This window comes from Veronia nyctiphanis, assembly GCF_004116385.1.
GTDB lineage: Bacteria > Pseudomonadota > Gammaproteobacteria > Enterobacterales > Vibrionaceae > Veronia > Veronia nyctiphanis.
The window spans coordinates 1-24577 of sequence record NZ_PEIB01000045.1 but is presented as its reverse complement, the minus strand read 5'-3'; the positions used below and the strand labels follow the sequence as shown (position 1 = coordinate 24577).

42 protein-coding genes are annotated in these 24577 nt (G+C 46.2%); 4 read left to right on the top strand and 38 right to left on the bottom strand.

Translation table 11 applies throughout. From position 1 onward, the window contains the following. Positions 1 to 99: 99 nt before the first annotated feature. The 4 genes from CS022_RS25610 to CS022_RS22540 all read right to left on the bottom strand — a co-directional run bounded on the left by CS022_RS25610 (position 100) and on the right by CS022_RS22540 (position 1207). Positions 100 to 243, bottom strand: coding sequence for a hypothetical protein (locus CS022_RS25610; protein WP_201746370.1), 144 nt, complete (start codon positions 241 to 243; stop codon positions 100 to 102). Positions 244 to 430: 187 nt separating this feature from the next. Next, a complete protein-coding gene (locus CS022_RS22550) occupies positions 431 to 733 on the bottom strand; it encodes a hypothetical protein (RefSeq protein ID WP_129124149.1) in 303 nt (100 codons plus the stop codon). Between the two features lie 13 nt (positions 734 to 746). Continuing rightward, positions 747 to 986, bottom strand: a complete 240-nt coding sequence (locus tag CS022_RS22545; protein WP_129124148.1) for an ogr/Delta-like zinc finger family protein — start codon at positions 984 to 986, stop codon at positions 747 to 749. Beyond that, positions 983 to 1207 (bottom strand): transcriptional regulator, encoded by a 225-nt coding sequence (locus CS022_RS22540; protein WP_129124147.1) that lies wholly within the window; start codon positions 1205 to 1207, stop codon positions 983 to 985. The genes CS022_RS22545 and CS022_RS22540 overlap by 4 nt, the downstream gene beginning before the upstream one ends. Before the next feature lie 107 nt (positions 1208 to 1314). Between CS022_RS22540 and CS022_RS22535 the strand changes: the two genes are divergently transcribed. Next, positions 1315 to 2271: a S24 family peptidase gene (locus CS022_RS22535; protein WP_129124146.1), complete on the top strand. Its 957-nt coding sequence runs from the start codon at positions 1315 to 1317 to the stop codon at positions 2269 to 2271. 82 nt (positions 2272 to 2353) lie between these two features. Here CS022_RS22535 and CS022_RS22530 read toward each other — a convergent pair whose 3' ends face one another. Continuing rightward, the gene (locus CS022_RS22530) at positions 2354 to 2824 is read right to left on the bottom strand and encodes a lecithin retinol acyltransferase family protein (protein WP_129124145.1); all 471 of its coding nucleotides are present in this window, start codon (positions 2822 to 2824) and stop codon (positions 2354 to 2356) included. A 132-nt stretch (positions 2825 to 2956) separates the two neighbouring features. Between CS022_RS22530 and CS022_RS22525 the strand changes: the two genes are divergently transcribed. Next, on the top strand, positions 2957 to 3349 hold the full coding sequence (locus CS022_RS22525; RefSeq protein ID WP_129124144.1) for a helix-turn-helix domain-containing protein: 393 nt from the start codon (positions 2957 to 2959) through the stop codon (positions 3347 to 3349). A gap of 62 nt (positions 3350 to 3411) precedes the next feature. On the opposite strand, the gene CS022_RS22520 is transcribed toward CS022_RS22525, so the two are convergent. The 19 genes from CS022_RS22520 to CS022_RS22440 all read right to left on the bottom strand — a co-directional run bounded on the left by CS022_RS22520 (position 3412) and on the right by CS022_RS22440 (position 15753). Beyond that, positions 3412 to 4548 (bottom strand): type III PLP-dependent enzyme domain-containing protein, encoded by a 1137-nt coding sequence (locus tag CS022_RS22520; protein ID WP_129124143.1) that lies wholly within the window; start codon positions 4546 to 4548, stop codon positions 3412 to 3414. Between the two features lie 3 nt (positions 4549 to 4551). Next, positions 4552 to 5172 carry a hypothetical protein gene (locus CS022_RS22515; RefSeq protein WP_129124142.1) on the bottom strand — a complete coding sequence of 207 codons (621 nt, stop codon included), beginning with the start codon at positions 5170 to 5172 and terminating at the stop codon, positions 4552 to 4554. Between the two features lie 53 nt (positions 5173 to 5225). Then, positions 5226 to 6203: a contractile injection system protein, VgrG/Pvc8 family gene (locus CS022_RS22510; protein ID WP_129124141.1), complete on the bottom strand. Its 978-nt coding sequence runs from the start codon at positions 6201 to 6203 to the stop codon at positions 5226 to 5228. Next, positions 6200 to 6652 carry a phage tail protein gene (locus tag CS022_RS22505; protein WP_129124140.1) on the bottom strand — a complete coding sequence of 151 codons (453 nt, stop codon included), beginning with the start codon at positions 6650 to 6652 and terminating at the stop codon, positions 6200 to 6202. Before CS022_RS22505 ends, CS022_RS22510 begins: the two co-directional genes overlap by 4 nt. A gap of 3 nt (positions 6653 to 6655) precedes the next feature. Continuing rightward, on the bottom strand, positions 6656 to 7225 hold the full coding sequence (locus CS022_RS22500) for a phage tail protein (protein WP_129124139.1): 570 nt from the start codon (positions 7223 to 7225) through the stop codon (positions 6656 to 6658). Positions 7226 to 7385: 160 nt separating this feature from the next. Beyond that, the gene (locus CS022_RS22495) at positions 7386 to 9254 is read right to left on the bottom strand and encodes a phage tail tape measure protein (protein ID WP_129124138.1); all 1869 of its coding nucleotides are present in this window, start codon (positions 9252 to 9254) and stop codon (positions 7386 to 7388) included. Between the two features lie 17 nt (positions 9255 to 9271). After that, positions 9272 to 9409 (bottom strand): GpE family phage tail protein, encoded by a 138-nt coding sequence (locus CS022_RS22490; RefSeq protein WP_201746369.1) that lies wholly within the window; start codon positions 9407 to 9409, stop codon positions 9272 to 9274. Then, positions 9406 to 9687 carry a phage tail assembly protein gene (locus tag CS022_RS22485; RefSeq protein ID WP_129124137.1) on the bottom strand — a complete coding sequence of 94 codons (282 nt, stop codon included), beginning with the start codon at positions 9685 to 9687 and terminating at the stop codon, positions 9406 to 9408. Before CS022_RS22485 ends, CS022_RS22490 begins: the two co-directional genes overlap by 4 nt. 10 nt (positions 9688 to 9697) lie before the next feature. Next, entirely contained in the window at positions 9698 to 10213 is a 516-nt protein-coding gene (locus CS022_RS22480; RefSeq protein ID WP_129124136.1) for a phage major tail tube protein, read from the bottom strand. An 11-nt stretch (positions 10214 to 10224) separates the two neighbouring features. Then, positions 10225 to 11079: a phage tail sheath subtilisin-like domain-containing protein gene (locus tag CS022_RS22475; protein ID WP_456243290.1), complete on the bottom strand. Its 855-nt coding sequence runs from the start codon at positions 11077 to 11079 to the stop codon at positions 10225 to 10227. Next, a complete protein-coding gene (locus CS022_RS28435; protein WP_456243289.1) occupies positions 11051 to 11395 on the bottom strand; it encodes a hypothetical protein in 345 nt (114 codons plus the stop codon). Before CS022_RS28435 ends, CS022_RS22475 begins: the two co-directional genes overlap by 29 nt. Before the next feature lie 3 nt (positions 11396 to 11398). Beyond that, positions 11399 to 11773 carry a hypothetical protein gene (locus tag CS022_RS22470; protein WP_129124135.1) on the bottom strand — a complete coding sequence of 125 codons (375 nt, stop codon included), beginning with the start codon at positions 11771 to 11773 and terminating at the stop codon, positions 11399 to 11401. 10 nt (positions 11774 to 11783) lie between these two features. Beyond that, the gene (locus tag CS022_RS22465) at positions 11784 to 12452 is read right to left on the bottom strand and encodes a hypothetical protein (protein WP_129124134.1); all 669 of its coding nucleotides are present in this window, start codon (positions 12450 to 12452) and stop codon (positions 11784 to 11786) included. 9 nt (positions 12453 to 12461) lie between these two features. Beyond that, positions 12462 to 13061, bottom strand: coding sequence for a phage tail-collar fiber domain-containing protein (locus CS022_RS22460; protein ID WP_129124133.1), 600 nt, complete (start codon positions 13059 to 13061; stop codon positions 12462 to 12464). Beyond that, complete coding sequence (locus CS022_RS22455) at positions 13058 to 13756, bottom strand: phage tail protein I (RefSeq protein ID WP_129124132.1); 699 nt, start codon at positions 13754 to 13756, stop codon at positions 13058 to 13060. Before CS022_RS22455 ends, CS022_RS22460 begins: the two co-directional genes overlap by 4 nt. After that, complete coding sequence (locus CS022_RS25050) at positions 13753 to 13902, bottom strand: hypothetical protein (RefSeq protein WP_161569723.1); 150 nt, start codon at positions 13900 to 13902, stop codon at positions 13753 to 13755. The genes CS022_RS22455 and CS022_RS25050 overlap by 4 nt, the downstream gene beginning before the upstream one ends. A 119-nt stretch (positions 13903 to 14021) precedes the next feature. Next, complete coding sequence (locus tag CS022_RS22450; RefSeq protein WP_129124131.1) at positions 14022 to 14759, bottom strand: baseplate assembly protein; 738 nt, start codon at positions 14757 to 14759, stop codon at positions 14022 to 14024. After that, complete coding sequence (locus tag CS022_RS22445; protein ID WP_201746368.1) at positions 14756 to 15109, bottom strand: GPW/gp25 family protein; 354 nt, start codon at positions 15107 to 15109, stop codon at positions 14756 to 14758. The genes CS022_RS22450 and CS022_RS22445 overlap by 4 nt, the downstream gene beginning before the upstream one ends. Further along, positions 15106 to 15753 carry a phage baseplate assembly protein V gene (locus CS022_RS22440; RefSeq protein WP_129124130.1) on the bottom strand — a complete coding sequence of 216 codons (648 nt, stop codon included), beginning with the start codon at positions 15751 to 15753 and terminating at the stop codon, positions 15106 to 15108. Before CS022_RS22440 ends, CS022_RS22445 begins: the two co-directional genes overlap by 4 nt. A gap of 121 nt (positions 15754 to 15874) precedes the next feature. Here CS022_RS22440 and CS022_RS22435 point away from each other — a divergent pair, with 121 nt between their 5' ends. Then, on the top strand, positions 15875 to 16831 hold the full coding sequence (locus tag CS022_RS22435; protein ID WP_129124129.1) for a DUF5655 domain-containing protein: 957 nt from the start codon (positions 15875 to 15877) through the stop codon (positions 16829 to 16831). Between the two features lie 40 nt (positions 16832 to 16871). Here the strand turns inward: CS022_RS22435 and CS022_RS22430 are convergent, their stop codons facing one another. The 14 genes from CS022_RS22430 to CS022_RS22370 form a co-directional block, all read right to left on the bottom strand. Further along, entirely contained in the window at positions 16872 to 17081 is a 210-nt protein-coding gene (locus CS022_RS22430; RefSeq protein WP_129124128.1) for a hypothetical protein, read from the bottom strand. Then, on the bottom strand, positions 17071 to 18012 hold the full coding sequence (locus CS022_RS22425; RefSeq protein ID WP_129124127.1) for a zeta toxin family protein: 942 nt from the start codon (positions 18010 to 18012) through the stop codon (positions 17071 to 17073). Before CS022_RS22425 ends, CS022_RS22430 begins: the two co-directional genes overlap by 11 nt. 131 nt (positions 18013 to 18143) lie before the next feature. Next, positions 18144 to 18605 (bottom strand): phage virion morphogenesis protein, encoded by a 462-nt coding sequence (locus CS022_RS22420; RefSeq protein WP_129124126.1) that lies wholly within the window; start codon positions 18603 to 18605, stop codon positions 18144 to 18146. After that, positions 18598 to 19020, bottom strand: coding sequence for a phage tail protein (locus CS022_RS22415; RefSeq protein WP_129124125.1), 423 nt, complete (start codon positions 19018 to 19020; stop codon positions 18598 to 18600). Before CS022_RS22415 ends, CS022_RS22420 begins: the two co-directional genes overlap by 8 nt. Before the next feature lie 8 nt (positions 19021 to 19028). Further along, positions 19029 to 19313: a hypothetical protein gene (locus tag CS022_RS22410; protein ID WP_129124124.1), complete on the bottom strand. Its 285-nt coding sequence runs from the start codon at positions 19311 to 19313 to the stop codon at positions 19029 to 19031. After that, positions 19300 to 19428 carry a hypothetical protein gene (locus CS022_RS27550; RefSeq protein ID WP_268967933.1) on the bottom strand — a complete coding sequence of 43 codons (129 nt, stop codon included), beginning with the start codon at positions 19426 to 19428 and terminating at the stop codon, positions 19300 to 19302. The genes CS022_RS22410 and CS022_RS27550 overlap by 14 nt, the downstream gene beginning before the upstream one ends. Before the next feature lie 52 nt (positions 19429 to 19480). Continuing rightward, a complete protein-coding gene (locus tag CS022_RS22405; RefSeq protein WP_129124123.1) occupies positions 19481 to 19855 on the bottom strand; it encodes a hypothetical protein in 375 nt (124 codons plus the stop codon). A 1-nt stretch (position 19856) separates the two neighbouring features. After that, on the bottom strand, positions 19857 to 20072 hold the full coding sequence (locus CS022_RS22400; protein WP_129124122.1) for a hypothetical protein: 216 nt from the start codon (positions 20070 to 20072) through the stop codon (positions 19857 to 19859). Further along, entirely contained in the window at positions 20069 to 20458 is a 390-nt protein-coding gene (locus tag CS022_RS22395) for a M15 family metallopeptidase (protein ID WP_129124121.1), read from the bottom strand. The genes CS022_RS22400 and CS022_RS22395 overlap by 4 nt, the downstream gene beginning before the upstream one ends. Before the next feature lie 2 nt (positions 20459 to 20460). After that, positions 20461 to 20661, bottom strand: a complete 201-nt coding sequence (locus CS022_RS22390; protein WP_129124120.1) for a tail protein X — start codon at positions 20659 to 20661, stop codon at positions 20461 to 20463. Next, on the bottom strand, positions 20661 to 21122 hold the full coding sequence (locus tag CS022_RS22385) for a head completion/stabilization protein (RefSeq protein WP_129124119.1): 462 nt from the start codon (positions 21120 to 21122) through the stop codon (positions 20661 to 20663). Before CS022_RS22385 ends, CS022_RS22390 begins: the two co-directional genes overlap by 1 nt. 104 nt (positions 21123 to 21226) lie before the next feature. Then, positions 21227 to 21868, bottom strand: a complete 642-nt coding sequence (gpM, locus tag CS022_RS22380) for a phage terminase small subunit (protein WP_129124118.1) — start codon at positions 21866 to 21868, stop codon at positions 21227 to 21229. Continuing rightward, the gene (locus CS022_RS22375; RefSeq protein WP_129124117.1) at positions 21868 to 22875 is read right to left on the bottom strand and encodes a phage major capsid protein, P2 family; all 1008 of its coding nucleotides are present in this window, start codon (positions 22873 to 22875) and stop codon (positions 21868 to 21870) included. The genes gpM and CS022_RS22375 overlap by 1 nt, the downstream gene beginning before the upstream one ends. A 25-nt stretch (positions 22876 to 22900) precedes the next feature. Next, positions 22901 to 23746, bottom strand: coding sequence for a GPO family capsid scaffolding protein (locus tag CS022_RS22370; protein ID WP_129124116.1), 846 nt, complete (start codon positions 23744 to 23746; stop codon positions 22901 to 22903). 103 nt (positions 23747 to 23849) lie between these two features. Here CS022_RS22370 and CS022_RS22365 point away from each other — a divergent pair, with 103 nt between their 5' ends. Further along, positions 23850 to 24539 (top strand): terminase gpP N-terminus-related DNA-binding protein, encoded by a 690-nt coding sequence (locus tag CS022_RS22365; RefSeq protein ID WP_129124115.1) that lies wholly within the window; start codon positions 23850 to 23852, stop codon positions 24537 to 24539. Positions 24540 to 24577 lie beyond the last annotated feature (38 nt).

Genomic DNA, 24577 nt, shown 5'->3' with positions numbered 1-24577 from the left:
GGGTGGCGACAAAACGTTGATTGAAGTTTTCAAAGGCGTCTGGGTAGAGCTCCTTAACATGGCCTTCCCATCCACATTTATTCTCGCGCCCGCATTTTACTAACCATGGGTTTTCAGTACGTGTGAAGAGTTCTTTCTTCCCGCATGAAGGCAGGTTCCTTGCTGAAGCCAGTCACCATTTTCTTTCATGGCATAGTCGGAGATCAGCCGTTTAACGATGTCCTGTTGTATGTCGTATCGCATCTGTGGCTCCTTTCACTTGGGATCAGCCAAGCGCCTGAGCACAGTCGTAACAGTGCACAGATAAAAGTACATCAGGTGGTTTTCGCAAAAGGACGGGCAGATATTCAGTGGTGTTTGAGAGTGATTCCTCAAGTGTATCTAAATTGATTGCCCGCCAGATTGTCGATTTTGTTAGGCTTCAAATACGCTAACTCTTCTCTGCTGTGGCTAGCAGGTCAGCAAGGCTTATTGCCTTGAGCTGTCCGTGATGCCTGATGAATAAACAAGTTGATGTTGAGTTATCGATGTCGATATAGGCATCTAGCCCTTGGGCTTCAATGTTGGCGACGGCCTTGGCGGCAAAAAGACCTGCCTTTCTGGCGGTGCATTCGTATTGCTGCTGCAGGTGAGAGATGGTCTGTTTCACCATTTCGTCGCGAACCAGTGTGCTGTTGTAAGGGTGGTTTAGGACAAAACGTTCAGCAGGTTCGAGTAGATTGATATCGTGCATGACTGACTCCTAATCATTCGCTGAGTGCCTTTACGAGGGCACGTCTGTCGATATGGGTTGAGATAGGAATATTGACGTCCGGGTCGGGTATTGAAGAGGGGCTCAGAGTCCGGACGGGAGAAACGCTGGCGACAAACACATAACCGCAGTCTGTGTTATTGCAGGTGAGAGTCACTTCTCGATAGGTACTGGAGACCTGCGTTGTCTTCCTGATGGTGCAGGGTCCATTGCAGTGTGGGCAGTGGGTTCTCATTGGTTTACCTCCGTGGGAAGGTTATCCGGCGTTGGAAAGATATCGGGTCTAAGGTCGTGGGCTGTCACCAGTCCATCGGTTGCCTGTTCAATGGCTTTGCAGTGTTTGGGTGGGACTCCACGACGAACCCAGTGGCTGACAAGAGACAGTGAACTGACACCTGCGGCCTGAGCGATATGCTCTCTTCCGAAGACAAAAATTGCTTTTTTCAAAGGTGTCATATCAGGTGACTCCTTGCGTTTGCATTAATTTTTGTGCAGACAAGATTAGTGTCGATATGTACTATTTTCAAGTACCAAAAGTTACCTTTTCGTGAGGAATAGCTGGCATGGACATTAAAGAAGAACGAATCGCGTTCTCGACACGTTTGAACGCAATATTAGACACCCGAGGTTTCGCACCGAAGCAACGGGGAAGACAAACCAAACTGGCTGAAAAGTTTAACCTTACCCAGAAGGGTGTCCGCCGCTGGCTGGAAGGCGAGAGCATTCCTCGTATCGATAGCCTCAGAACCTTGTCTGAAGAATTCGACGTGAATATTGAGTGGCTCCACTATGGTAATGGCCCGATCAGCGCTTTCCACAAAGAAGTTGGAAGCCGGGTAAAACAAGCGCGAGATGCAAAGGGTTGGACAGAAGCCGAGCTTGCCTCACGCCTACAGAGTCAGGCAGGCGATTCAGAAGTCATTAAAGTCGCTGGAGTCAGAGCGATTGAATCCGGTCGAAGGATGGAGTTTGCTCCAGATTTGTCGATGTATGCTGATGTGCTTCAAGTCAGTCTTTCTTGGTTGGAAACCGGATTGAATCTCGTCGTAGATGCTTCAGCAGCCGAAATTGAATCTGATGAAGGCGCCATGGTATCAGTGCCAAAACTGTCTGCACTGGCATCAATGGGGCAGGGCATTCCGATTGAATTAGAACACGACCGTCTAATTTCTACTGTTAGCATCAGCAAGCAGTGGATTAACGAGCATCTTCCCAAAGTCTCCAGCGTCGACAATCTCGCAATGATCACCGGCTACGGTGATTCAATGGAAGGCACGTTTAATCACGGCGATATGCTCTTCGTGGATACTGGCGTCGATGACTTCATCATGGATGCAGTGTATGTGCTCGACTTAAATGGGCAGCTCTATATCAAACGGCTTCAAATGCGACCTGATGGTGTGCTGCTGATGATCTCGGACAATCCCAAGTATCAACCCTATGAGATTAATCCAGAAGAAAAAACAACCCTGCGTGTACTTGGCAGAGTCGTTGGATGTTGGAGTTTTAGAGGGATGTGAGTTGGTTTAAATTATCGCGATACAAACCGTATAATTAATAAACTTGTTTTTCTTGAGCCAATTAAGCCAACTTTTCCCTTAGCTACTGAGCTCTAATTTTTCCGCTATATGTTCGGGCAGCGTTTACAGCTAGGCACCCTAAAGCTGCTCCGACCGTTACTGCCATGAAAGTCTGATTGGATTCCATAGCTTTAGAGACTAGGTAACCAGCTCCTGCACCTACTACTGCTCCCGCAACTTGCTCGCTCCTCGGACGACCTTCGGTTATGAGTGTTGCCAGCTGCTCACAATTGAAAGCGACAAGGTTGTAAGACTTCGCTGAGTTTACAATTTCTAATGCCTTCTCAATAAGAGCATCTTGTTGTTCAACGCTAAGATTCTCAGACTTAACTTTTACTTCTTTGCCTGCTGCATATTCATCGTAAGATGTAATTGAGACGCCGTTTGAGGGAGTATTGTGAATAACCTGATTTGGCCCAACAACTACACCCACATGCTGTACGATTGATTTGCTTCTGTAGAGAATGTCACCAACTGAAAGAGAGAACTTCATATTAAATTTGTATTCCTTTAAAGTATGTTAAATTATTTAGTGCATCTATATACGTTTTACGCATACTGATGCGCTAAATGTATTATTATGCGTTGTGTTATGCAAGCGTTTTTTTGTTATAAGTAGATTAAAATGAGTGATAAATTAGTTAGTTACTCCTCAGTTCTTGGCGTGGTGATCGCAAATAAGCGCAAAGAGAAAGGGCTGGAGCAAAGTGCAGTGGCAGAGAAGCTTGGTCTCTCACAAGGTAGTTACAGTCGTTTGGAGAGTGGTAAAGCGACGTTCAGTGTTGACCAGATGTTTGATTGCGCAGCGGCGTTAGAAATAGACAGCCTCGAGCTTATAAAATCGTTAGTGAGCACGATTGAAAATCTTAGAGTTGATGAGAGTGTTACTGTTAAATCACAGCCAAGAGGAAATGCATCCAAAGCTAAAAGCGAATCTTCTGGTTCCGGTGTCGGTGCTTTTGTTGCGGGTGCTGCTCTTACGGCTTTAATCTTTGGGCTGGCGAGTAAGTCTAAATAATTAGATTATAGTTATTTGATTCTTGGCTCAAAAACTGAGCCAAGAATAATTAAAATAGTCTTTTATATGCAAGATAGAAACTTATCAAAAGAATCTGAGTTACGATATTTTACATTACCTTTTTTATCAATAACTATCATGTCAGGCTTTCTTATGCCATTGAAGTAAGTTGATTGTGTAAATGTATATGCAGATTGATTTTTAAATGTAATGAAATCACCAACTTTTAATTTATTATTGAATATGTATTCACCAATTATATCACCAGATAGGCAGGTTGGACCTGCTAGTATGTATTTAAAACCACCTGAGCTACCATCAATTTTAGCTTCATCTACTTCTGCAAAATATGTAGGACATTCTAAGATATCAGGCATATGGTTTTTTGCACTAACATCAAGGATAGCGATGTTCGCATTGTTATAAGCTATAGAGAGTATCTTTGATTTTAAAACCCCGACTTCATTATATACATGTTGGCTAGGCTCGATATAGACTTCTAGTTGATAAAAATCTTTTAGATGTGAAACCGTCTCACTTAACAAATCCCAATCATAGTTCTCGCAGCAGACTAAGTGACCACCACCTAAGTTGATCCTCTCAACTCTATCTAAGTATCTTCCGAATTTTTCTATTAGAGTTTTAGATGCTTCTTTAAGCTCTTCGGCACCTTGAGAGTTTAATGCATGAAAGTGAAAGCCGGAAATGTTATATTTTTCTATGTCTGAGGCATCAAATTCATTTATGGTTACACCAAACCTACTGTTTGGTAAGTTAGGATTGTAACCATCAAATATTTCTTCATGATGCATTTTATGTTCTAAGTTGAGCCTCAAATCAATTTTGACATTTGATGGAACTCGATGGTGGTATCTTTTAAGATCTTCTCTAGAGTTAAAAACAATATGACTTGAATGACTTGCTAACTCATCAAAAGTGTCATCCTCATAGGCTGGGCAGTAGGTATGAACTTCGCCATCGTAGTGCATAGAAGATGACTTAGCTTCGTAGAGGCTAGATACGGCAACACCAGCAAGGTATTTTGAAACTAACTCTCCGGAATGATGGGGGTTATATCCCTTCAATGCAAGTAAGACTTTAGCTCCTGTTTTTTTCTGAAAATAGTCTAAGCGTTTAAGGTTACTTTCAAATTTTAATTCATCAAAGATATGTGTGGCGCGTTTGATATTCATAGTCATTATTCAGCTTTTTTCTAAGTTTTCTAAAGATTCTTTAACATCAAAGATGAATGCTCTGGGATCATTTTTTTTAAGATAACTACTTTCGTTATTATAATTAAGGCTATTGCCATACTCTTTTTTTAAATTTGATAGGGCGGTGTCAAAGTCAAAATTATCTCTTTCTTTAATTAATTTAAGATTAAAATTCTTCTTATTTTTAAGGAATTTCCTCATAGCTCTAGAGCCAAACATGATAGATTTTTTCACTTCTCTTCTATTGAGGTGGCTTAATGCTGCATGTATTAGATGAGTAAAACTAATAGTCCAGTTTTCATCTGTTAAGCAAAAGAAATTTGTTATTTCACATGTATCTATAAAAATGCCGTTTTTTATTTTTACATCTTCTACTAAAATCGGGTATGAGCTTTTATTAACTTCTGCTATTGATATCCCTGATATTGGGTTTTTATTCTCATCTAAAATGTAAAACCAGCTTGTTATACTTTCTTCGATTATTGGAATACCGAATTTTTCCAGATGAATTTCTCGAACGAAGCCTAAATATTCTAATTTTATATCATGTACTATATTATTCATGGTGTTTTTGAAAATTTTAATTTCCTCTATTATCAATGATTCCACGTCTGTTTTTTGTTAATAATTTATTTTTTGCGAGGTAATTAGCATATGTTATTTCAAGCTTTCATTTTAATAATTACTGTTAGCCCACTCTGGTAAAGCTGAAATACGACTTCACTGATATACCAAGGTAAATTTACAATATCAGTTTGCCAGCCATCGAGGATGACGGCTTCTTCAATCAATAGATTCAAGTGAATTGATGTAGGTTGGATATTCAAAGAGTGTTTTTCTCTTCTTAGTTGATTGAAAACTCCTGATAATGCACTGTGTGCTTCTTCTTCACTGCAAAAAATTTGGCGAAGAGTCTTGAGGTATCCTTTACTACCAATGATAACGAACTCCTTTTTACCCTTTTTCTTGTCATACCAATAAGCCTTCACTCCTGTATATCTACCTCCCCGATCAGCCTCGGTATACCGATGAGTATCTCCGTCTTGCCGTGTGATGACTACCGGCTCTAAATCAAAACCTGATACTGACTTTGACTCGCCACGCTTTAACATCAACAAGCAGCCATTTTTAACCGTCAACACCGCGTTGTGTGTTTCGGCTAAGCGGGTTAGTAAATTTGCATCTGATTCGTTGGTTTGATCTATGTGCTGGATGGGGATATTTCGAAGTGATTCGGAAAGCTTTCCTTCTAGGTGTTGTTCACTGGCGATGGTCTCGAGTATTTTTCCCAGCGTTGTTTTATGCCACGAGCGCTCTTTTAGGGTTTTAAGACCATTTCGAAAATCTGCGCTCCTGCCGCGAATAGTAAGCTTATCGGGTGGGCCACTATGCTCTACTTCGTCAACAGTGTATGTACCTTTGTCGACCAGAGGTTCGCCTTTCCAGCCGATGAAACAGCGGACTTTAACACCCCTTCGAGGCATAGCGACTTTGCCATCATGGTCGCTGATCACCAGTTCCATTTCATCGGCTTCGAGACCGCTTTTGTCCGTGATGGTCAGTTCAATCAGTCGGTGTTTGATTTTCTCAGTGATATCTTGGTCATCGACTTCAATGAGAAAGTTAGGAGTCTTTGTCATACCGTTGCCTTCAACGATTGGTTGAGAAGTGTGCTGACGTAAGGTGATAAGTCGCCAAGCTGATCGATGCTGTTGTCGTCGGTGCGTTTGAGTTGGAGATTGAATTCGATTTTGCGAGGGCTGCCGTTTCGTATGAATACGGATTGAGTCTCTGAGACCTGATCGATAAACCAAAGCCCTAATGTATCGCCGTTGCCGCTTATCAGCGCGAAAGCACTTCCAGTTGAAGCCATTTCGCGCAGCATCGAGAGGTCAAAGAGGCCGCCAGTGTATTCAGGATATAGAGTGCCATTTAGGGTGATAGTCTCTTCACCCGGTCCGAGGTATTGATAGGCAGGTCTTCTGCCGACTCGCTTGTTGGATGCCCAGTTTTGGCTGGCGACGTGTTGGAGCTGTTGATAAGCAGCGGTGTTGATTTCAAAAACAAATAGCCCGAGTGACAGCATCATGGTTTATTCCTCATCATAAAGGCGCGACCGTATTCGGGCTGTGGCCTGAGACTCTCTGCGGTCCAGTTCCTGAGCGATTAACGTTACCAATTCGCGAGGTTTGTCAGCATGGCTTTCAATGGTGATATCGCCATAGGTAATTGAGACTTGCACGGGCGCTTGGTTTGGTTTCGATGCTGGTCGAGTGGCTGGTCTGAATTGCATCCTATCACCGTGGGTAATTTCACTGGCGGTGGCGACAGTCATATTGATATCGGATGACATCGATTGCGTCAGCTGTTGGCCTAACTGGCTAATTGCCAGAATCGCATGTTTCGCCTGTGCGCTAATGCCTTTGCCAACGCCCTGACTGATAAAGCCCCCCATTTCAGCAAACACGCGAGAGGGTGAGTGGATATCCAGCGTTTCTTTAAACCAGTCAACAATAGACAAGGCGGTATCGGTGACGGTTTCTTTTGCCGTTGAGAGCTTATCGGTGATTCCTGACACCATGCCATCAATTAGGTTGCCGCCCATTTCATTGAATGAGGTAGGCAGAGTAATACCGAACCAGTCGAGCACTGGTGAAAACACATGACTGAAATCCTCAAGTGGTGACCAGTTCGATATAGAAGATTTAACTAACTCGATGCCTATTGAAAATGCAGACCGGATGCTTTGCCATAGATCGCTGAAGAAGGCTTTAACGGGCGCCCAATATTGATATAGAAGGTAAGCGGCTCCGGCGATTGCACTAATAATCAGCCCGATAGTTCATCAAAAAGAGCCGCCCCAGCCAGACAAAAGCTTTACCCAAGAAGGGGATTGCTGTTTTGGCGACCGAGAGTAATCCCGTCCCAAGACTTTTTATCCCCGACAGCAGCCCGAGTGATTTGATACCGACGGTACTCAAGGCGTATTTCATGACGGCAAACGGGCCGACGATGCTGGCAACGGTGATAGCCAGTCCGCCAAAGCCAAGGATAAGAGCACCTGCTATAGCAACGAACTTAACAATCTGCGCCGCAAGCACTGGGTTTTGATTGGTCCATTCGGTGATACGATTAATTACTCCGGTTACAGACTGAACCAATTCCCGGACCGGCGCACTGTTGGATGTCGACAGGGTGATTTGTAATGCACTCCACGCTGATTCCATGGCTTTGATATCACCAGCCATGTTGTCGCTCATCTGGGCGGATATTCTGGCCACTTCACCGCCAGACTGCTTGAGTAAATTGGCAAACTCTTCAATGCGGCCTGAACCACTGCGCTCTATCAACTCAGCAAAACCAGTACCTGCCTCCTGTCCGGCGATATCAATAAATAGTTCCAGCTGTTTAGCATTACTGAGGTTCTCGGTCTTCTTGGCAATATCAGCGAGGATTTCAGGAAGTGGACGCATTTTCCCTGCGGTGTCCATGGTTTGAACACTAAGCTGACGTAGTGCATCTTTGGCAGCTTTGGGTGGCGCGGCCAGTCGTGTGTGCAATGAACGTAAAACGGTACCCGCCATACTGGCCTGAATACCAACATCACCAAGTAAACCTGCCATGGCACTGGCTTCTTCAAGGCTGGTGCCTATTTTCTGGGCGGCAGGGGCGACATACTTCATGGTCTCGCCCAGCATATCTAGGGTGACATTACTGCGGGTGATGGTTGCGGCCAGCACATCGCCGACTCGGTTCATATCAGTAGCTTCAAGCTTAAAGCCTGAAATGATATTCGAGGCGATATCGGCTGTTGCTGCCAACTCATTGCCGGAGGCTTTGGCAAGGCTCAATACGCCCGGCATCGCTGCATAAATCTCATTAACCTCAAACCCCGCCATGGCAAGAAACTGCATGCCCGCTGCAGCTTCTGATGCAGAAAAAGAAGTAGAGGCGCCGAGCTGCATGGCTTGCTGCCAGAGGCTTTGAAATTCCTGAGAGTCCTTGTTCACCCGTGTCAGTGCAGACACTTTCGACATTTGGCTTTCAAACTCAATGCCGGGTTGGATCATGTCCGTTACAGATTGCAGTGCGGTTGTTCCCGTCGCATAGCCAGCTGTACCGACCACACTAAGATAGGCTTGCTTCTCGAGCGTTCGGTTATAGCTATTTTTGGCCTTGGTCAGCAGACGCTGTTTGCGACGAACTTTATCCAACTGTTCGCCATGCTGATTCATCTTGTTATTAACGCTGTCGATACGTTTGGCGAGCTTCGATTCTTCAGAAGAAAGGCGCCTAACATCAATACTGGATTTTCTGAGTGCATCCGCAGATGCGAGTAATGCTAATTTTTGTTCTTGGTGGGCATGTCTTAGGTTGCTGAGTTGGTGTTTGGCTTTATCAAATTGTGCAAGCTGACGTTTGGTCGGTTTTTCAGTCTGGGCAATGGTACGGCCCATTTCAGCCAGCGAGCGTCTGGTGTTGTCGATACTTGATGCGGTGCTACCTAGTTGGCTTTGGAGCTTTTTATAACCGCCGATACTTTTCTGTAAACCGCTGAGTTCACGTAGTTCAGTTGCATTTTCAGTTAGCTGGCTGTTTAGCGATTTGGCCGTTTTGATGACACCTTTCAGCGGGCGGGTGACCTTATCTACCGCCCTTAACATGATTTGAAGTTTGAGATCTTGTGCCATCAGGTGCTCCCACGAGATTACCGATGCTGGTTTTTGTTTCTCTCGATGGCGATGTCATGCCAGTGAAGAAATTCGTCAATCGGCATGCTATCCATCTGGGAGGGAGGCCAGCCTCCACCAAAGACCAGATTGATGTCAGCCCATGCTTCCATCATGTCGACGGGGAGTCGGACGCTACGAAAAAACTCTGTACCCCTGTCATCAACTGAATCAGGTCTGCCGGGTCAAGAGTGACAATCTGTTGTTCGGTGAGAGCCGGTGTCGAGATACGAGGCAGTAAGGGAAGATACGCGCTGACATCCATCTGCATAATATCCAGCAGTTTGATGCCGCGAAGTTCGCCTGCCATGGGTTTACGAAGCTCAATCTCTTTGATGTGTTTATCACCTTGTTTAATTGGGCTACTTAGCGATATTTTGGTGTTGTCTGCCATGGTCCATTCCTCAGCTATTCATCGACAGGGCTTTGCGCTGACCTTCGAGACGGTCGATGCCATTGACCTTTTCAATCATGTTGGCGTGGTCTATTTCAATCACGGCATCACCATTGATGAGGTATTTGTAATAGCTGACAGCGACCATCACTTTCATCGTTCCCATTTCTCCCGACTTGGCCGAGTCAAAGTCCAGCTCACGCCAGCGACCGCGAACCACGACTTCGATGGTGTCTGTTTCACAGGTACTGTCATCGCGCACAGCGGCTCCGAGCATACGCAGGCCAACCCCGGCTAAATCACAGACTCCCCAGTGGTCTAGCACTTCACGGCTGTATTCGCGCAGGGTGAACTCCATTTCGAGCTTTTCCATGCCGAGGTCAATTTCCACCTCGCCATTCATACCGCCGCCTCGGTATTCTTCTGTTTTGCGACTTAGCTTTGGCAGTGTCAGTTCTTCAACTACGCCAGCGTATCCCTGACCTTCGATAAACAAATTAAAGTTCTTTAGCGTTTTGGGCAGCATAGTGAGATTCCTCAGGCAGCACTGATTTGACTGGCGAAATCGACCAGATAGTTGTCGGTGATCCGCTGTCTCAGCATCAGGTTTTCAAGCGGTGGCACGGGTGTGTAGTCATATTCAATTGCCAGTTTGCCGGACTTGAGCGTTTCCTTAGTATTTACCCTAGGGTCGAACCATGCGCTGCCACCAATCAGATAGCCGTTGGCGACCATCTCGCGCAGTTTGGCATTAATGCCTTCGACAATGTCTCGGCCCAATGTGGGGTGCAGGGGTTTGTCCACCGCCCAGAAATGTGCGTCGGCCATGGTGTCAGCTAGAACCTGAGCAGTGCGGGTATAGTTTTCAAAGGCGAACAAAGGGTCGGCGCTGCAGGTGCGTGAACCCCAGAACCGAAAGCCTTTTTGATTAATCAGCGTGGTGACTTCATTGCTGTTCAGGTAACCCGCGTCGGTGGCCGGGCTTTGTAGGTCCCAGCTGATATCTTTCGATACCCCAGAGACACCCGCGATAGGCATGTTTGACAGAGTCTTATGCCAGCCGATGTCTTCATCAAGCTTGGCGCGCATCCCAAGAGCTCTTGCCGTCGCCCAAGCCTGTCGCTCGGTATTTTTGAGCGTGTCCCAGTTAACGAAGTCTGGCCAGAGCACCATCAATTCACGGTGACCGAAGTTGTTGCGGTAAAGCACTGCGTCTTCTTTGGTTTCGCATCCCCAAGCTGAGACGTAAGCAAACGCTCTTGTTTGTGCCGCTATACCTGCCAGTTCGGCAGCGACATTGGCATTATCCAGACCAGGAGCACCGAGTATTCTGGGCGTTACGCCGAGTTTTGACTTGGCAGCATCAAGGTTGAAGACCTTTGCGCTGGCCATTTTCAATTCCGCCTATGACATTGGAGGTGGTCTCGCTTTCGTCTTTTCCTTCGGGGACTCTGACTACCACAGTGAGTGGGTTACATTGGTCTTTGATGGCATCAAGGACATAGGGCAGGGTGCCTTTGTTACCAGCCTTATCGATACCCTCTAACACATCGGTTAAAAGCACTGGGCGATTTTCTGGAAAGAAGTTAGCGTCTGCGTTTGGCCCCGTCGCAATCAGGCCAATGACTGCTGTCTGTACTGTGCGAATGGGCCGGGTGCCCTGATTAATTTCAATTACCCTGACACCATGGTGATAATCACTTGCCATCTGTTATTCCCCGCTGCTGTTTTCAAGCACTACCGCAACGGCGGTCGCTCTTTTTTCGATGTCTTCAACCACAGAGCTCAGCCCCTTTATCTGGAAGGGCAGCTTGACCTCGCCAGACGAGACCTTGTTTTGAAATCCCTCGGCCAACTCAGAAAAAGGTGCAGCGGCTTCGCGTACCTCGGCCAGTGAGTTTGCTGTATGGAGCTTTGCGATAAGTCCGGTAAAGCCAAAGAGGAGAAGCTGAACGGCGTCTGCGGTGGTGCCGAGAAGGGTTTCTGGGTCGCCGACATTTGCTTGAATTCGTCCTCGAATCATGTGTTTAGCGTTATCTTGTTGAATCACCTTTAACTCTTCTTCTGTAGGTATGACTTCCTCCATATTTGCCTCCTTAGACACGGTGGTAGTTAATGACTCGGTCGACAGAAACTGATGGGCTCCCGCCATATTGGAGAACATTCTGAGGACTCGCCCCTTTATATCCATAGTTGCTAAAACGAACGAAAAGGCGGCTGTATGGATGGAGGCCGGGAATTCTTACACTCGGGGCATCGTAGACTCTTGCTCCGGCCCACCATCCGCCGCATCTTGGTGGTGTTTGGTTCGTAGCTCGAAGACGGTCATTAATTTGCTCGCTGGTCGCTTTGTAGTTTGCTAGTACAAATTCAGTTTTAGTCTCGGACTTGTCCTTACTGTACTGCGGAGTCTCATAATGACCCGGACGAGAGTAGCTGCAGTAAGTCGTGTGGACTTTTGTGAGCTTTCCCTCTGCTGGGTACATATAAAAAGTTGTTCCGCTAGTAGGAAATAGAACCCACTCAGTTTTTGTTGGATCTTTAGGATCGATGGGGGGTGCTAGGCTCTTCAGGGAATGACGGGTATTGTCGTAGTAAGAGATAATTACATCTGAGTGGCTGCGGGCTAGATTTTTTATTGCATCATCGACCTGTTTCCTTGCTTTGCCAACTTCGGAGTTGATGTAACTGATTTTTCCGTCCACTGAATCGGTCAGCTTATTCGTCGCCTTCACCAAATCAGTAATATCTTTTTCAAAGGACATGTTGGCTCCTTATTGCAGTTTGTCTGTCAGGTATCGCCGCATGTTGTCTATCTGAATTGCCGCTATCTGCGCGAGTTGCTGGGTATGCTGCTTTGCCTGTTCATTAAGGTGGGCTTTCAGTGTTAGATAGTGGTTCATCATGGTGATTTGGGCGGTGGCCATCTTTGCTAGCTCTGGCGCAATGAGAATATTTAGCTCCGCACCTTTATCGATAATGGTCAGTGAATCAGCGGGCACGCCTGAGAGAGCAAGGTCAAAGGCCAGCAGTAAATCTACTTCTGGTGACTTGTAGGCGAGCGCTTTATTGGGTTCTGAATACACGGCAAACAACGTGCCGTCGTCGAGGAAAAAACCGACTTCTCTGACCCAGAAAGAATTATCTGAGTTATCGAGCACGCTCATATGAATTTGTGTTGGTGTAACTTTCTTTCCACTGGCGATAGGAAAACGGCTACGTTCTTTGTCTAATGCTCGGCGGTTTTCATTAGGTTTGTAAGCTGCTTCGCCCAATGCCACATGGGTGACTTTTGCCTGAAAGCCATTGCTGGTGGCGTTAAATATGGCGTTCAATCCCGCCCGGGTGATGACAGGTTTCAGGAGTGTTGTCATGCGGCCTCTCTATACGCGTTGCAGTAAAAGCGTGCCACGGCATATTGGCGCTTATTGAGATGAATAGTCAGCGATAGCTCAGTGTGGGTAGGCTCGGGTTGAACGGACTTCGTTCGCATTTGGGTTTTTCTTGATTGCACCCAGCAAGATGAGGCACATGCAGCCGTGATTGTGTTATCAAGCCTAGCTCCAACCAAAAACTCGAAGGAACATCGCGCAGGTTTGGTCTGTTCAACGGTCCGTTTCACCGACTGGTAAAGGTCTCTACTGAGGAACACTTTATCGTTATGTGTGAGGTTTTGATTGGCCCATGCAATGAAACAAAAGCTGTACGGTGCAAGGTCATTCAAAAGAGAAAGATGAGTGTGTTTCGATACGTTTGACCATTCATAGAATTCAATGCTGATCCCCAGTGAACGCAATGCGTTACCGACAGCATGTAGGGTGCCTTTGTGGCGATGTATGTCGATACTTGCTTCGATAACATCGCGCTTTACTTGTTCTGGCCATTCGGGATCCCAATCATCAACGCTAACAGCCCACGCCAACCAGCCTAGTAGATTTGCCGGGCAGCGTTGCGGGTGCCATTGGTCGAATACTCGCGATACAGGAATGGACTCAATATGCTTTGCAGCACACAGGTCAAAAGCTCGTTCTGCGTTGCTGGCCGAAGGCGGCATAAGTGTTTTGTTCATACTGCCGTCCCTTTATTGATAAGTTCAATCGACAGGCAGTAACTGGCCTCTTGTTGTGATATATCCAAATCTGATGAGGGTTCGATAAGTTCAACCCGCTGAACGCCCGGAACATGAATGGCAGCATGCAGCCCTGACAAAGTCACATCATGCCCAATGAGCTGTCGCTCGTCGGTGTAATGCTCCGTCTGGCGATGGGATTCGGCGATAGTGATTGCGGAATCAGGTCCCGGATAGAACCAGACATAAGCCCGAACTCTGTAATTTACGATAGTTGCAGGGCGAAGCTTGGCCTGTCTGTCAGTGGTCGAATTGCATCATCGTTCAATCGTAAGCTAACTGCTTTCATCACATCGCTGGTGGGTTTGCCATTGTCTTTCCGGCTCAACACAGTAATTGCGACATCGCCCGGAGCTGGGTTGGTTAGTCCTGCGTCGTAGTCCGTTGTTAGCAAAAGCGCATGTGAGGGCAGGGAAGCAGCAACTGATGGTGGTACTTTGTAGCGGGAGAACGTTGGGGCATCAATGGCGATGTCTTTTACATCCTGATGTGCTGCAAGTCCATGATAGATGTAGGCGCCAATTGGACCAGCTGTTGAATAGCCTTCAAGTGCTAGCTGTAATCGTGCTCTGTATTCGGTGTCGTTCTCATATTCTGCAGGCAATGGTGGGTTCTTAGTCTTATCCTCTACGCGTAGTAACTTACGAGACGTTCGAATAAAGGGCAGGCTTCCTAAATGATCTAGCTGTGGCCCCATAGCTTTTGCCAGCATCAAAGCCAGTGCCTGACTATTCGCAAGGTGACGTTCGTGCATCACTCTGTATGCGATGGCTTGAGCGATTTTACTGGCAGGCTCAGACTCCAGCTCCATGGCATCTTTGAGTTCTGGTGCAAAGCGGAGTATGTCTTGCTTCACCTCACTCAATAGGCTTTCAAAATCAGGTGATTCAATCACCGTCGGGTCGGGTAACGACTGCAGTGCGCTGGAGGCAAGTAATGTCATGATGCGCCTCCATATGCCACCGATAAATGTTGAGGGGTGTCGTCGGCCAGCTTGCCTCTTACCTCAATACATACACGTCCACCACTTTCAGCGGATACCTGAATGTTGCTGAGAGCTAATCTTGGCTCCCAACGAAGCAGTGCTTCAGCACTGGCGGCAATAACTCGCATTCGGCCTGAATCGTTTGCTGCTTGGTCGATGAGTTCGAATAGGTGCGAGCCATAATTCCGTCTCATGACTCGCGACCCAATGGGAGTAAAAAGCACATCGGCGACTGATTGCTGTAAGTGATTTAAATCAGCAGTCTGATAGCCAGTTAACGTATTCATCCCAACGGTGGTAGGAATCATTGCGGCGTCCCCGTTGGTGATTTGCTCTCTGGTGAAATATGGGTGTGTTGCTGAACGCTGATTCCGTCAGAGGTGATATCGCCATTCTGCTGAGTTATAGGGCCGTTGATTTGAATCTTTGGTGAGGTGATTTCAAAGCTGCTCGTCCCTTTTATATTGATGTGTTGGGCGCGAAGGGATATCTGCTTGATGCTGGTGACATCTAGCAATCCTGATTCGATGTTGTAGCTAAGGTGTGTCCCATCATCGAATTGAATCAAATCAATGGCTTCATTGGTTGATGGTGTGTCGAGCTGGTTTGAGTAAAGGATAGAGACAATCAAAGCCTGAGCAGGGTCACCCGAAGGACAGACAAACACAACCTGAGTACCCAAACGAAGCGGACGCCAACGAATATAATTACGGCCCATTTCTGCTGGCCAATCTAACCAGTCAGTGAGCAGTTCACCGCTTTGAATGCGAAGTTGCTTTGTCTTATGCTCAACAGCCGCGATGGTTCCGATACGAACCAGATTTTCAAATCGGCGGAAGAGTTCGGAAGTATTTAGGCTCATGAGAGCATGTTGATTGAGCGTTTGGATAGAGTCGAGTGTTGGTTGGTTGATCTTGGCTGTTTCAACTAATCCACAATTTAAGTCCCTCACGGGCTTCAGCACTGACTTTGAGTCGTCGTGTATACGTCGAGATTATAAGAACTTGTGTTGGTCATGTGTCCTGTGGGACTGATACACTTCTCAGTCACTTTTCTAGCACTATCCGATTACTATGCCTGATATCAAGCTTTTCAAAATCAACTCAGTCAATGGAGATGTATCTGAGTTAACCAGCCGCTCAGCGGCAAAGGAAAAAGAACTACAGACGCTTTGCGAGCTAAACCTTGAAACATTATTGGGTATTAGGTTTTTGGCTACTGAATTTGTCACCAGCCATCGCGGACGGATTGATTCGCTTGGTCTTGATGAGAACGGTTGCCCAGTTATCATTGAATATAAGCGCCACGCCAATGAGAACGTCATTAATCAAGGGCTTTTCTATCTCAACTGGTTGCTAGACCACAAAGCGGACTTTCATTTTCTCGTTGAAGACAAATTGGGTCGTGACGAAGTAGAGAATATCGAATGGTCCGGTGCTCGTTTGATTTGTATAGCGACTGACTTTACCCGCTATGATGAGCACGCTATTGCCCTGATCGACCGTAATATCGAACTGATGCGATACAAGTATTTTGGTGATGATTTGTTTCTACTTGAGCTGGTCGAAGCACAGCAGACACAACACCAGTCACCTCGATCCTTGTCGAGACAAGAGCCGATAAAGCCTCAAAAGGTCGAAACCGGAGTCAAGCGAAGTTCAAACCTAATTGATACTAACGAAGCTCGATTAGGTCAGGCAAGTGAGCAACTTACCGAGATGTACAATACTATTTGCGACTTTGCCATTAACTTGGGCGACGACGTTCAGCGCAAAGAACTCAAGCTATATACAGCCTTCAAGCGAATTAAGAACTTTGCGTGCATCATCGTTTCATCCACTCAGCGTGAACCCGCACTTCGTATTTACCTCAAACTAAACCCTGATGAGGTTGAGTTAATCGATGGTTTTGTTTCTGATGTCCGTGAGCGAGGGCACTGGGGAACTGGGGATGTGGAAGTGATAGTGCGGTCAGTTGAGGATATTAAAATAGCGAATAGTTTGATTTTGAAAAGCTATGACAAAAACTGACAAAAAAGTGGCTAAGGAGTAGCCACTTCGTAGCTTGTGTCTAAACGTTACTTCTTCTCGTGTAGGATTTGTACTTCTTGTCGAGGTCGTCTTTTGTTTTGTTATTATTTCGAATCGCACGAAAATCACTTGAATCTTGATTATAGAAAGATTCAATATTTTTCATATAGTTTTCTCGTTTGATGGCTCTCAATGCAACTTTTGAGTCGTCGTCAGATTTTTCACTGGTCTTTTTTTGATTATCTGTCATCGTTTTCACCTTTGAAAATTACACTCGGGCAGTTATCTCCATTACTGGCAACACAGACTGGTTCTTCACCATTCGTCTTAAGTTTACAGGTACTTGTCCATTTTTCACAGTCTTTGACTCTATAGTATGTCAGAGTTGGTTCATTTGAATACACATCAAACACTAGACTTAATGGAACGTAACGCTCTGTATTTATGAAACGATTTAGGGCTCTGTCAGTCGATATGACCCTATCAACACTTACCAAAATTAAGTGTACTTCATCATAATTGGCAGCACTGTTATTTAACAGTTTGTCTCTCAATCCAAGAACAGAGTCTTGGTCATGCCCAATTTTTGGGATAACAATATTAGTCCTATCTTTGATTAGGTACTCATACAGCGAAGGCTCATCATCAAAGTTACCATCTTCAGGATCACCTCCAAAAGCTACAAGGTTAGATTCATCGTGTACCACGCTTGCACCTTGAGGAAGGGGGTATTCTGGAAACTTTCTTTTGGCATAATCCGAGTCGATGATTGCTGCGTTAAAGTGATCCGCGACCTTGCTGGCTACGTTTGATTTCCCAGATGCAGGCAAACCAGTAACTATAAAGGCTTTCCCCTCATTTTTGACACCTGATTTAGGTAAGCATCCTCCTTTGCCAAGTTCTATTTCATCATCATTATCTAGTCTTTCTTTGAAGGCTAATTCACTAAATATCTGTTCTCTTAATTCGACTCTTTTATTATCAGTTGCATAGGAGGTATGCCGATTTACCATAGAAGTAAGAGTTGGTTCAGTCGTTGTGCTTTGGAGGAGTTTCTCAGCAGTGACAATTTTTTGTATGTTGTTACCTAGTTCAACCGTGTCAGGTTTATTAAGTACTCGAGAAATAAAATCAAATGCCAACTGATTGTTATGAAGTGGACGGTTATAGTTTTTCTTCACGCCTTTTTCCTAATTATGTGGAGTGTTTTGAAAAGTGTGCAGTTTGCAATGCTATTAATTATTCTTGTTGAAAGCAATTTGAGACCCTAGTAGGGACATCCTTCAACCGACGTCTAGGTTCGTAGTTCGGTTTAGTTATGATTGTTATTTAGGGCTCCTATTCTTGTGAAAAGCTGGTCTGATAATTTTTTACGAAGTGCAGGGTGCCCAATTAATCCTCGAGCCTCATATGATATTTTTTGGTTGTTTGATACATAATCTTTCAGCCCAAAATGATGCACTCTAGCAATCCTTGCATCGCGTCCTTCATAACCAACAGCTAACCCGTCAGTTGTCGATAGGGCCTTCAATCGTTTCGTTTTACGAAGGCCCATCATCATTTTCTTTTTACGTTGAATACGACCATGTCTATCTCGTCGCTCTTTTCTGGACGCCCACTTTTTCCCGTCAGGGTCTTCTTGAGCTTTCATCCGTTCTTGTTGGTTTCTTCTAATCTCCAGAGCCATTTCACGGAAGATTTTTTTGCGTTGTTTCGGCGCTATTGAGCGCAAGATAGATTTGGCCCAAGGCTCGATACCATTAAAGTTATTCATTGGTGGCTTGCTCCTGGTTCGGAATCAAAATTTCGGTCAGGTCTGGGCCAGCGCAGGATTTAAGGTGAATACCATCTGCTTTGATATCGACTTTGATGACTTCTAAGAGCTTTAGCCTTAGAGATAAGTCGACTGCTGATTGGCTGAGAATATCCGCCTCAAATTCGAGTGCTTCCTGATCGTAAGTGGGTTGATTGAGCTTCATCCATTCAAGTGTCAGATAGGCAACTTCTTCAGCGCGGCCAGCAAAATCAATGATGATGATGTTGGCAAGGTAGCTCAACTCAAAATGGTTGTTTTGCTTCCCTCGGTAACTGATTACCTGACCTTGCTCTGCGAACGTCAGTAAATCATCTGGTTCGATACTAAGAGGCGATGACAATAAATACTCCCGGAGCGACTCAAGCTTTTTCATGGCACCTCCTAGTTCTGTTTGTCCCTAAGCTGACGCTCGATTAAACGGTCGAGTTTGCCACCTATATTTCGGAGATCTTGACGTATTTCATCCCTTGTGGCTTCGACCCTTTCTTCTATGCGTTTTTCGTTGTCATATAGAAACTGAATATGCTGCGCGTTTTGTTCGACGCGCTTATCAACGGCAAGTGCCCATGAGAGTAATGAAAAGCCTATGATGATGGTACTGAGGATATGGCCGATACTTATGGTTTTATCGAGGTGCCATTGGCTTCGCTCGTTATCTGGCTGCATTTTCCTTACCTCGTCTATCCGTCGCATTGACTGAGTCGATCAGTGCTTGTTGCTTTCGACGACAATCGCCATACATGGTGATCACTAACTTAGAAAAATGTAGTCGCGTGACCATGTCACCATTGCCGAGCAGTGGGAGCTTGGCGCAAGGTCGAAGCAGAGAACGGTCAATGCTGAGCGAGGTCTCCGTTAGCTGCGTCGATAAGTTTGTTGATGAGCTGCAGGCCATCATCATCAAGGCTACAGTCATCATCAATATATTGATTTGCATAGCTTACGACCTCTTTTTCAATTTCTTGAACCTGTTGTGTTGCCTGTTCTTGTTTAGCATGGAATACGTCGGCTATGGCGTTGCGTTCTTTGGCTGTCTCTCTTTCCTGTTCAAGAGCACGAGAGACAGCCAGCTTCTTCTCCGCCAAGCAGTTTTCACCCGCATTGAGATTGCCGTTCACCCAGCCTTTTCCATACCCAAGGGCTAAAGCTAATGGCAGTGCTGCGGCAGGCCAGAAACGAAGAAGTGAAGTAAAACTCAAAATTGTCATACTATTTGCTCCTGCTTCTGAAACTGTCATCCCATGTTGCACCGAATACATAGGTTCCAATCACTGATCCCGCCAGTAGGTATGCGCCATTCACCAAGGATTGATTAAGAGGATTACTGTCGCCCTTGAGCATTAAATAAACGATGACAACACCACAGAGGAGTAGCGTGAAAATGATTATCCTCCTTCGGATATACCAGTGATCGTCGCCATTCATGATGGGTATGCCTGCCAACTTAGTTGAAAGTGAGGACCATCAGGAAAGGTGGTCCAGTCGCCTCCCCAGACAATATCGATATCGAGTTCATCTGCTGCCTGCTTCATGGCCGCTGCGATTTTGTAATAGAGCGGCCAGCTCCAATCAACGCAGCCATCTACATAGGCGCCAAGGTCAACCGCATGACCAGTAAGGTGGCGACTTCTCAGAGTGTTTGATGCTCCACTGGCGACCAGATTTTTCTGGCGATCCAACGTTCTCAGTCCTTCCAATACGGTAAAGTCGGTGCAAGTGATAACGATGGCCCGTTCAACTATCCGGCATAAATCAGGGTGAATGCCTTCCATTTTTTGGTACGAACGATGACTGAGAGTGAATTGGCTCATGGCTAGTCCCAAAGATGAATAGTGGGTTTAATCGGTGCATGGTATTCAGGGAGTTCGACTGCCGTTCCATGGGGGATAAAAGGGCTGTTCTGCTCGATATGTGGATTAAGGCTAAGCACTTCTTCAGTGATCCCGGCCGTTGTATTGAAATACCGCCAGCAAACTAAGTCGAGGGTGTCGCCCTGTTGGGTGAGTACTTTCATCAGATCAACTCCACAGTGACTTTCGATATACCAAGTAGCAGGCGAATGGCTTCACGGGAAAGACGGAGGTGATCGTCAATTCTGGCTTTCATCTCGTCGGCTTTTTCATGACCTGATTTGGTGCTGTCAAAGTCACGGTAATTCTCTAAAAGAGCACTTTTCGTTTTGTTAAAAAGGGCTGCGCGATAAAGAAATTCGACACGGGAGTGAGTGCCATAAGATTCAGATATCACCTCAGCGAGCGTGTTCTTTTGTTGACTGTGTTGCCAGTCCGCCAGTTCCTGGTTCACAGCAGTCATAGCAAGGGTCAGATTATGTTTGAGGTTGGCAGTGTGGATAGTTTGATCGACCCGCATTGTTGCTCTGAAATCACTGATATCGACATCAGGAAAAAAGCCATTATTTTTGACGGTATCCGAGACTTTGTTGGGACTGTTGGTCGCGATAAATCCGCTCATCATGCACCTCCCGCACAGTTAGGACTGAGGAGGCAGCGGGCACCAGTGTGATTATCTGTCACGAGGACGAAAATACACTGAGCGCTGCGGGTGGGGGGACCCGGTTATTAACTCTCGGAGCTAATCTCCCGTTGGAGTTTCTCCATGGTTTTCTTCACACCGGCTCTAGGGTTAAGTGCCAGTGATTGTTTTAAGTGAACAATAGCGTTGGCTTTGTCGTCCTCGGAGAGAGCTAGCCCCAACGCTTTGTGAAGCCGGGAGCGAACCTCATCAGGCATATCATGGTCTTTGGTTAGCTCGACAGTTTGAGCCAGAGGTCCTTTGGCATCAATGTTGTGATTAAGAAATGCGTCGGCTATCTCTTCAGCAATTAAGGTTGCAGTGTCGCGCTTAAATCTCTCAGGCATCACAAGATTGAACTGAATGGCATACTCTGCAATTGCCATCGCTCCCTCTAAATTTCCTGCGTCAATTCGCCAGACCATGACGGTCATTAACACATCATCTTGATGGCCTGAACCAGCTGAGAGAACGCCCTCTACATAGGCGTCATAGTCTGAGAGAATCTCTGACTTAACCGTCGCTCTTCGAGATAGACTTTGAATTTTAGAGAGTTGCCTTTGGTGCGTTTTTAATTGAGCCAGCATCAATTCATACTGGCTAGCGTTCACCTGAAGACCTTGCTCAGAAAGGCTTTGTGATTCCTTTTCCGCCAGTGTTTTTTGTCTATGATGTCTGGCGATACTCATTACGCCCAGCCCCCTGAACCATCGGGAACCAGAATGTTTTCGACCAGACAGACGAGGTTGTAATCCTCTACCACATAGGCTTCGTTGACTGACTGATAGTCTTCAATTCTGTCACGTCTTGGGTTATCCATAATGTGTCTACGTCGGCTACCTTCCTGATAGTAAATACTGAGATTATTAAGGCGAGTAATGGCAAATGAACGTGAGGGGAAATAAGGCACTCGGACAGTTTTAAGTCCACCGATTTGTTTGTTGCTAATAATTATATCCAGCGCGTTACGCTCAGTTGGTGCGTCATGTTCATTGATCAATGCGAGGTATTTATCTGCCAATAATTCACGGCCCATAATCACCACGAGTTCTGGATCATCGCGGTACCATTCGGCTATTAGCTCATTGGTAGCATCGTAAACGGCCGCATCAATATTCTGGTAGTCTCCGCCGTTGCCGACTTTGATATCTGAAATCACACTTTCTTGGCTATTTTGTCTCAGATGCTCCAGCCAGCCGACATTGACGTCCTGCAACAGCGGGTTGGCGGCACGATCAGAGGTTGCTGAGCGACTCATACCGTTGAAGCCTATCATCAACCGATCTCTGGCGATCTGCTGGGTCACGACGTTACGAAGGCGGGTTTGAAAATCTGGAAATTTCGCCCAAGCATCGAGCTTGGCGTATTTCACATGGGTATCGAAGTTGGTTTGTTGACAGCGATAGCGGTCTTTATCGAGCGTGGTCGGGTCGGCGGTTTCGCGTTCTTTCAGGTCTGTATCTGTGGTGCTGGCAATAGTGGAGCCAACATCTAGACCAAGTTTTTCGCCTTCCTGTTCTCTGACACCATGAATGTTGATGCGTTGCAGAAAGCCGGATGACTCACGTATCCGCTCTTCCAATGATTGCTCGACGGTGGGTTCGACACTGAACTGCTGGGTGCCATCTTCGATACCGTTCAGTTCGGCTTGTCGGCGCACATAAGCGTTATAGTGTTGTCGTGTTTCGTTGCGCATAGGTTATGTGCTCCTCAACAGTCAGTCAGCGCAGCTCGGTGCCTGTCGCTGAAGGTCTGGCAGAATGGTGGGTGTCAGCGTCCCTGCTGAGCTGGTCGGTGAGCGAGTCGAGTCGGGTGGATAAGTCGGAAAGTTTGTTTTCAAGGTCATCGAGTTTCGTGTGGTTTGACGATTGTTCTTTTAGATCACCCTGAATTTTCTGCTGAGTTTCAGCAAGAGCCAGCAGGCTTGATTCGATGTCTTCCAGTTGCTGGTCTTGGTTGCGTTGCTGCCCGCTTAACAGTTCACGGATACGAGAGAGCAGGGAAGGTTTATCGTCTTCTTCGCTGTCTTCATCAAATTCGAGTTCATCGACCTCGACAGATTCAGAAAAAACCGTATTGGGAATATCTGTGCCTTGTGAAAACTGATCGCGGTTCTTCTGGCTGAACTGCAACATTTCTGTACCCAGACTTGCAGGACTGTCAGTGACGGCAAGGCCGACCATATAAGCTTGTTTGGTATCGCTAAAGCTGGGATCCATTTCAATGGAGGTGAAGACCTTTTGTTTGCGTTTGTTAAGTTCCAGCAACTCAGACGTGGGAGAGAGCTTAGCTAATAGAATTCGTTTACCTTCCTGGTCATCATCTGCCTTGAGGGCAGTGACATCACCAAATGCTGGAAACACGCCATCAGGCAACAGGCTGCGAAAGTGCTCCAGCCAAATTCTTGCACCGTAGATGTCCGGGTTGTAGTTGGACGCCATTTCATCAATTTGTTGCCGTGTAATTTTTCGGCCGTCTGTTGTGGCTCCCTCCCGGCAGACCCGGACAAATTTAGATATCAGTTTGCTCATGTCTTCTGGTTCGTCAGTCACTGTGTTTACAGGCATAGTTGGCTAACTTTTTACTGATAACAACCTGCTGACGGTTGATACCAGTGATATCAACTAACAAGTCCTGCTGTCGATGTTGATAGCCCGTTAGTCTTAGCGCATGAGCACGAAGACCGTTGATCTCAACATCCGCAATCAGGCCCGTCAGAAGTATTGGCAGGGCTATGCTGTCGCTGAAATTAGCAGGCAGTTGGAGGTGCCTTATGCGACCGTCGACTCGTGGAAACGACGGGAAAAATGGGACGATGCTCCGGTCGCATTGAGGGTCGAAAGCGCGATTGATATCAGGCTGTGTCAGCTAATCAACAAAACTGAGAAGACTGAAAGGGATTTCAATGAGATTGAATTGCTGACCAAATCGCTGGAACGGACGGCAAGGATACGACGTTATGAAGCAGGCGGAACCGAGGCTGACTTAAACCCCAAAATCAGAAAACGGAACCAAGGGAAACAGCAAAAGACTGGTAAAAACTTTCTGCCAGAACAGGCAGTCAAAGAACTGAATAAAGCGTTTAAATCTTCATTGTTTCCGTATCAGCGAGTGTGGCTTGAGGCCAGAGATAACAACCGAATTCGCAATATCCTCAAGAGCAGACAAATTGGCGCGACGTGGTACTTTGCCCGCGAGGCGGCGATGGATGCCATTGCCAACGGCACCAACCAAATTTTCCTCTCTGCATCGAAAGCGCAGGCGCACGTCTTTCGTCAGTACATTTTGCAATTCGTGAAAGATGTTACCGGGGTCGAACTGAGAGGCGACCCGATAACACTTTCATTTTGCAATTCGTGAAAGATGTTACCGGGGTCGAACTGAGAGGCGACCCGATA

Excerpts from the sequence above, each read along its gene's own strand:
- CS022_RS22465 (WP_129124134.1), bottom strand. The coding sequence starts at position 12,452 with ATGTCCTTTGAAAAAGATATTACTGATTTGGTGAAGGCGACGAATAAG.
- CS022_RS22430 (WP_129124128.1), bottom strand. The coding sequence starts at position 17,081 with ATGACAGATAATCAAAAAAAGACCAGTGAAAAATCTGACGACGACTCA.
- CS022_RS22410 (WP_129124124.1), bottom strand. The coding sequence starts at position 19,313 with ATGCAGCCAGATAACGAGCGAAGCCAATGGCACCTCGATAAAACCATA.
- CS022_RS22445 (WP_201746368.1), bottom strand. The coding sequence starts at position 15,109 with ATGATTCCTACCACCGTTGGGATGAATACGTTAACTGGCTATCAGACT.
- CS022_RS28435 (WP_456243289.1), bottom strand. The coding sequence starts at position 11,395 with ATGGCAAGTGATTATCACCATGGTGTCAGGGTAATTGAAATTAATCAG.
- CS022_RS22495 (WP_129124138.1), bottom strand. The coding sequence starts at position 9,254 with ATGGCACAAGATCTCAAACTTCAAATCATGTTAAGGGCGGTAGATAAG.
- CS022_RS22450 (WP_129124131.1), bottom strand. The coding sequence starts at position 14,759 with ATGACATTACTTGCCTCCAGCGCACTGCAGTCGTTACCCGACCCGACG.
- CS022_RS22400 (WP_129124122.1), bottom strand. The coding sequence starts at position 20,072 with ATGAATGGCGACGATCACTGGTATATCCGAAGGAGGATAATCATTTTC.
- CS022_RS22550 (WP_129124149.1), bottom strand. The coding sequence starts at position 733 with ATGCACGATATCAATCTACTCGAACCTGCTGAACGTTTTGTCCTAAAC.
- CS022_RS22510 (WP_129124141.1), bottom strand. The coding sequence starts at position 6,203 with ATGACAAAGACTCCTAACTTTCTCATTGAAGTCGATGACCAAGATATC.
- CS022_RS22475 (WP_456243290.1), bottom strand. The coding sequence starts at position 11,079 with ATGGCCAGCGCAAAGGTCTTCAACCTTGATGCTGCCAAGTCAAAACTC.
- CS022_RS22540 (WP_129124147.1), bottom strand. The coding sequence starts at position 1,207 with ATGACACCTTTGAAAAAAGCAATTTTTGTCTTCGGAAGAGAGCATATC.
- CS022_RS22460 (WP_129124133.1), bottom strand. The coding sequence starts at position 13,061 with ATGACAACACTCCTGAAACCTGTCATCACCCGGGCGGGATTGAACGCC.
- CS022_RS22535 (WP_129124146.1), top strand. The coding sequence starts at position 1,315 with ATGGACATTAAAGAAGAACGAATCGCGTTCTCGACACGTTTGAACGCA.
- CS022_RS22405 (WP_129124123.1), bottom strand. The coding sequence starts at position 19,855 with ATGACAATTTTGAGTTTTACTTCACTTCTTCGTTTCTGGCCTGCCGCA.
- gpM (WP_129124118.1), bottom strand. The coding sequence starts at position 21,868 with ATGAGTATCGCCAGACATCATAGACAAAAAACACTGGCGGAAAAGGAA.
- CS022_RS22390 (WP_129124120.1), bottom strand. The coding sequence starts at position 20,661 with ATGAAAGTACTCACCCAACAGGGCGACACCCTCGACTTAGTTTGCTGG.
- CS022_RS22530 (WP_129124145.1), bottom strand. The coding sequence starts at position 2,824 with ATGAAGTTCTCTCTTTCAGTTGGTGACATTCTCTACAGAAGCAAATCA.
- CS022_RS22520 (WP_129124143.1), bottom strand. The coding sequence starts at position 4,548 with ATGACTATGAATATCAAACGCGCCACACATATCTTTGATGAATTAAAA.
- CS022_RS22470 (WP_129124135.1), bottom strand. The coding sequence starts at position 11,773 with ATGGAGGAAGTCATACCTACAGAAGAAGAGTTAAAGGTGATTCAACAA.
- CS022_RS22480 (WP_129124136.1), bottom strand. The coding sequence starts at position 10,213 with ATGCTGCCCAAAACGCTAAAGAACTTTAATTTGTTTATCGAAGGTCAG.
- CS022_RS22375 (WP_129124117.1), bottom strand. The coding sequence starts at position 22,875 with ATGCGCAACGAAACACGACAACACTATAACGCTTATGTGCGCCGACAA.
- CS022_RS22370 (WP_129124116.1), bottom strand. The coding sequence starts at position 23,746 with ATGCCTGTAAACACAGTGACTGACGAACCAGAAGACATGAGCAAACTG.
- CS022_RS22485 (WP_129124137.1), bottom strand. The coding sequence starts at position 9,687 with ATGGCAGACAACACCAAAATATCGCTAAGTAGCCCAATTAAACAAGGT.
- CS022_RS22385 (WP_129124119.1), bottom strand. The coding sequence starts at position 21,122 with ATGATGAGCGGATTTATCGCGACCAACAGTCCCAACAAAGTCTCGGAT.
- CS022_RS22525 (WP_129124144.1), top strand. The coding sequence starts at position 2,957 with ATGAGTGATAAATTAGTTAGTTACTCCTCAGTTCTTGGCGTGGTGATC.
- CS022_RS25610 (WP_201746370.1), bottom strand. The coding sequence starts at position 243 with ATGCGATACGACATACAACAGGACATCGTTAAACGGCTGATCTCCGAC.
- CS022_RS27550 (WP_268967933.1), bottom strand. The coding sequence starts at position 19,428 with ATGGTCACGCGACTACATTTTTCTAAGTTAGTGATCACCATGTATGGC.
- CS022_RS22435 (WP_129124129.1), top strand. The coding sequence starts at position 15,875 with ATGCCTGATATCAAGCTTTTCAAAATCAACTCAGTCAATGGAGATGTA.
- CS022_RS22505 (WP_129124140.1), bottom strand. The coding sequence starts at position 6,652 with ATGATGCTGTCACTCGGGCTATTTGTTTTTGAAATCAACACCGCTGCT.
- CS022_RS22420 (WP_129124126.1), bottom strand. The coding sequence starts at position 18,605 with ATGAATAACTTTAATGGTATCGAGCCTTGGGCCAAATCTATCTTGCGC.
- CS022_RS22395 (WP_129124121.1), bottom strand. The coding sequence starts at position 20,458 with ATGAGCCAATTCACTCTCAGTCATCGTTCGTACCAAAAAATGGAAGGC.
- CS022_RS22365 (WP_129124115.1), top strand. The coding sequence starts at position 23,850 with ATGAGCACGAAGACCGTTGATCTCAACATCCGCAATCAGGCCCGTCAG.
- CS022_RS22455 (WP_129124132.1), bottom strand. The coding sequence starts at position 13,756 with ATGAACAAAACACTTATGCCGCCTTCGGCCAGCAACGCAGAACGAGCT.
- CS022_RS22415 (WP_129124125.1), bottom strand. The coding sequence starts at position 19,020 with ATGAAAAAGCTTGAGTCGCTCCGGGAGTATTTATTGTCATCGCCTCTT.
- CS022_RS22545 (WP_129124148.1), bottom strand. The coding sequence starts at position 986 with ATGAGAACCCACTGCCCACACTGCAATGGACCCTGCACCATCAGGAAG.
- CS022_RS22490 (WP_201746369.1), bottom strand. The coding sequence starts at position 9,409 with ATGATGGAAGCATGGGCTGACATCAATCTGGTCTTTGGTGGAGGCTGG.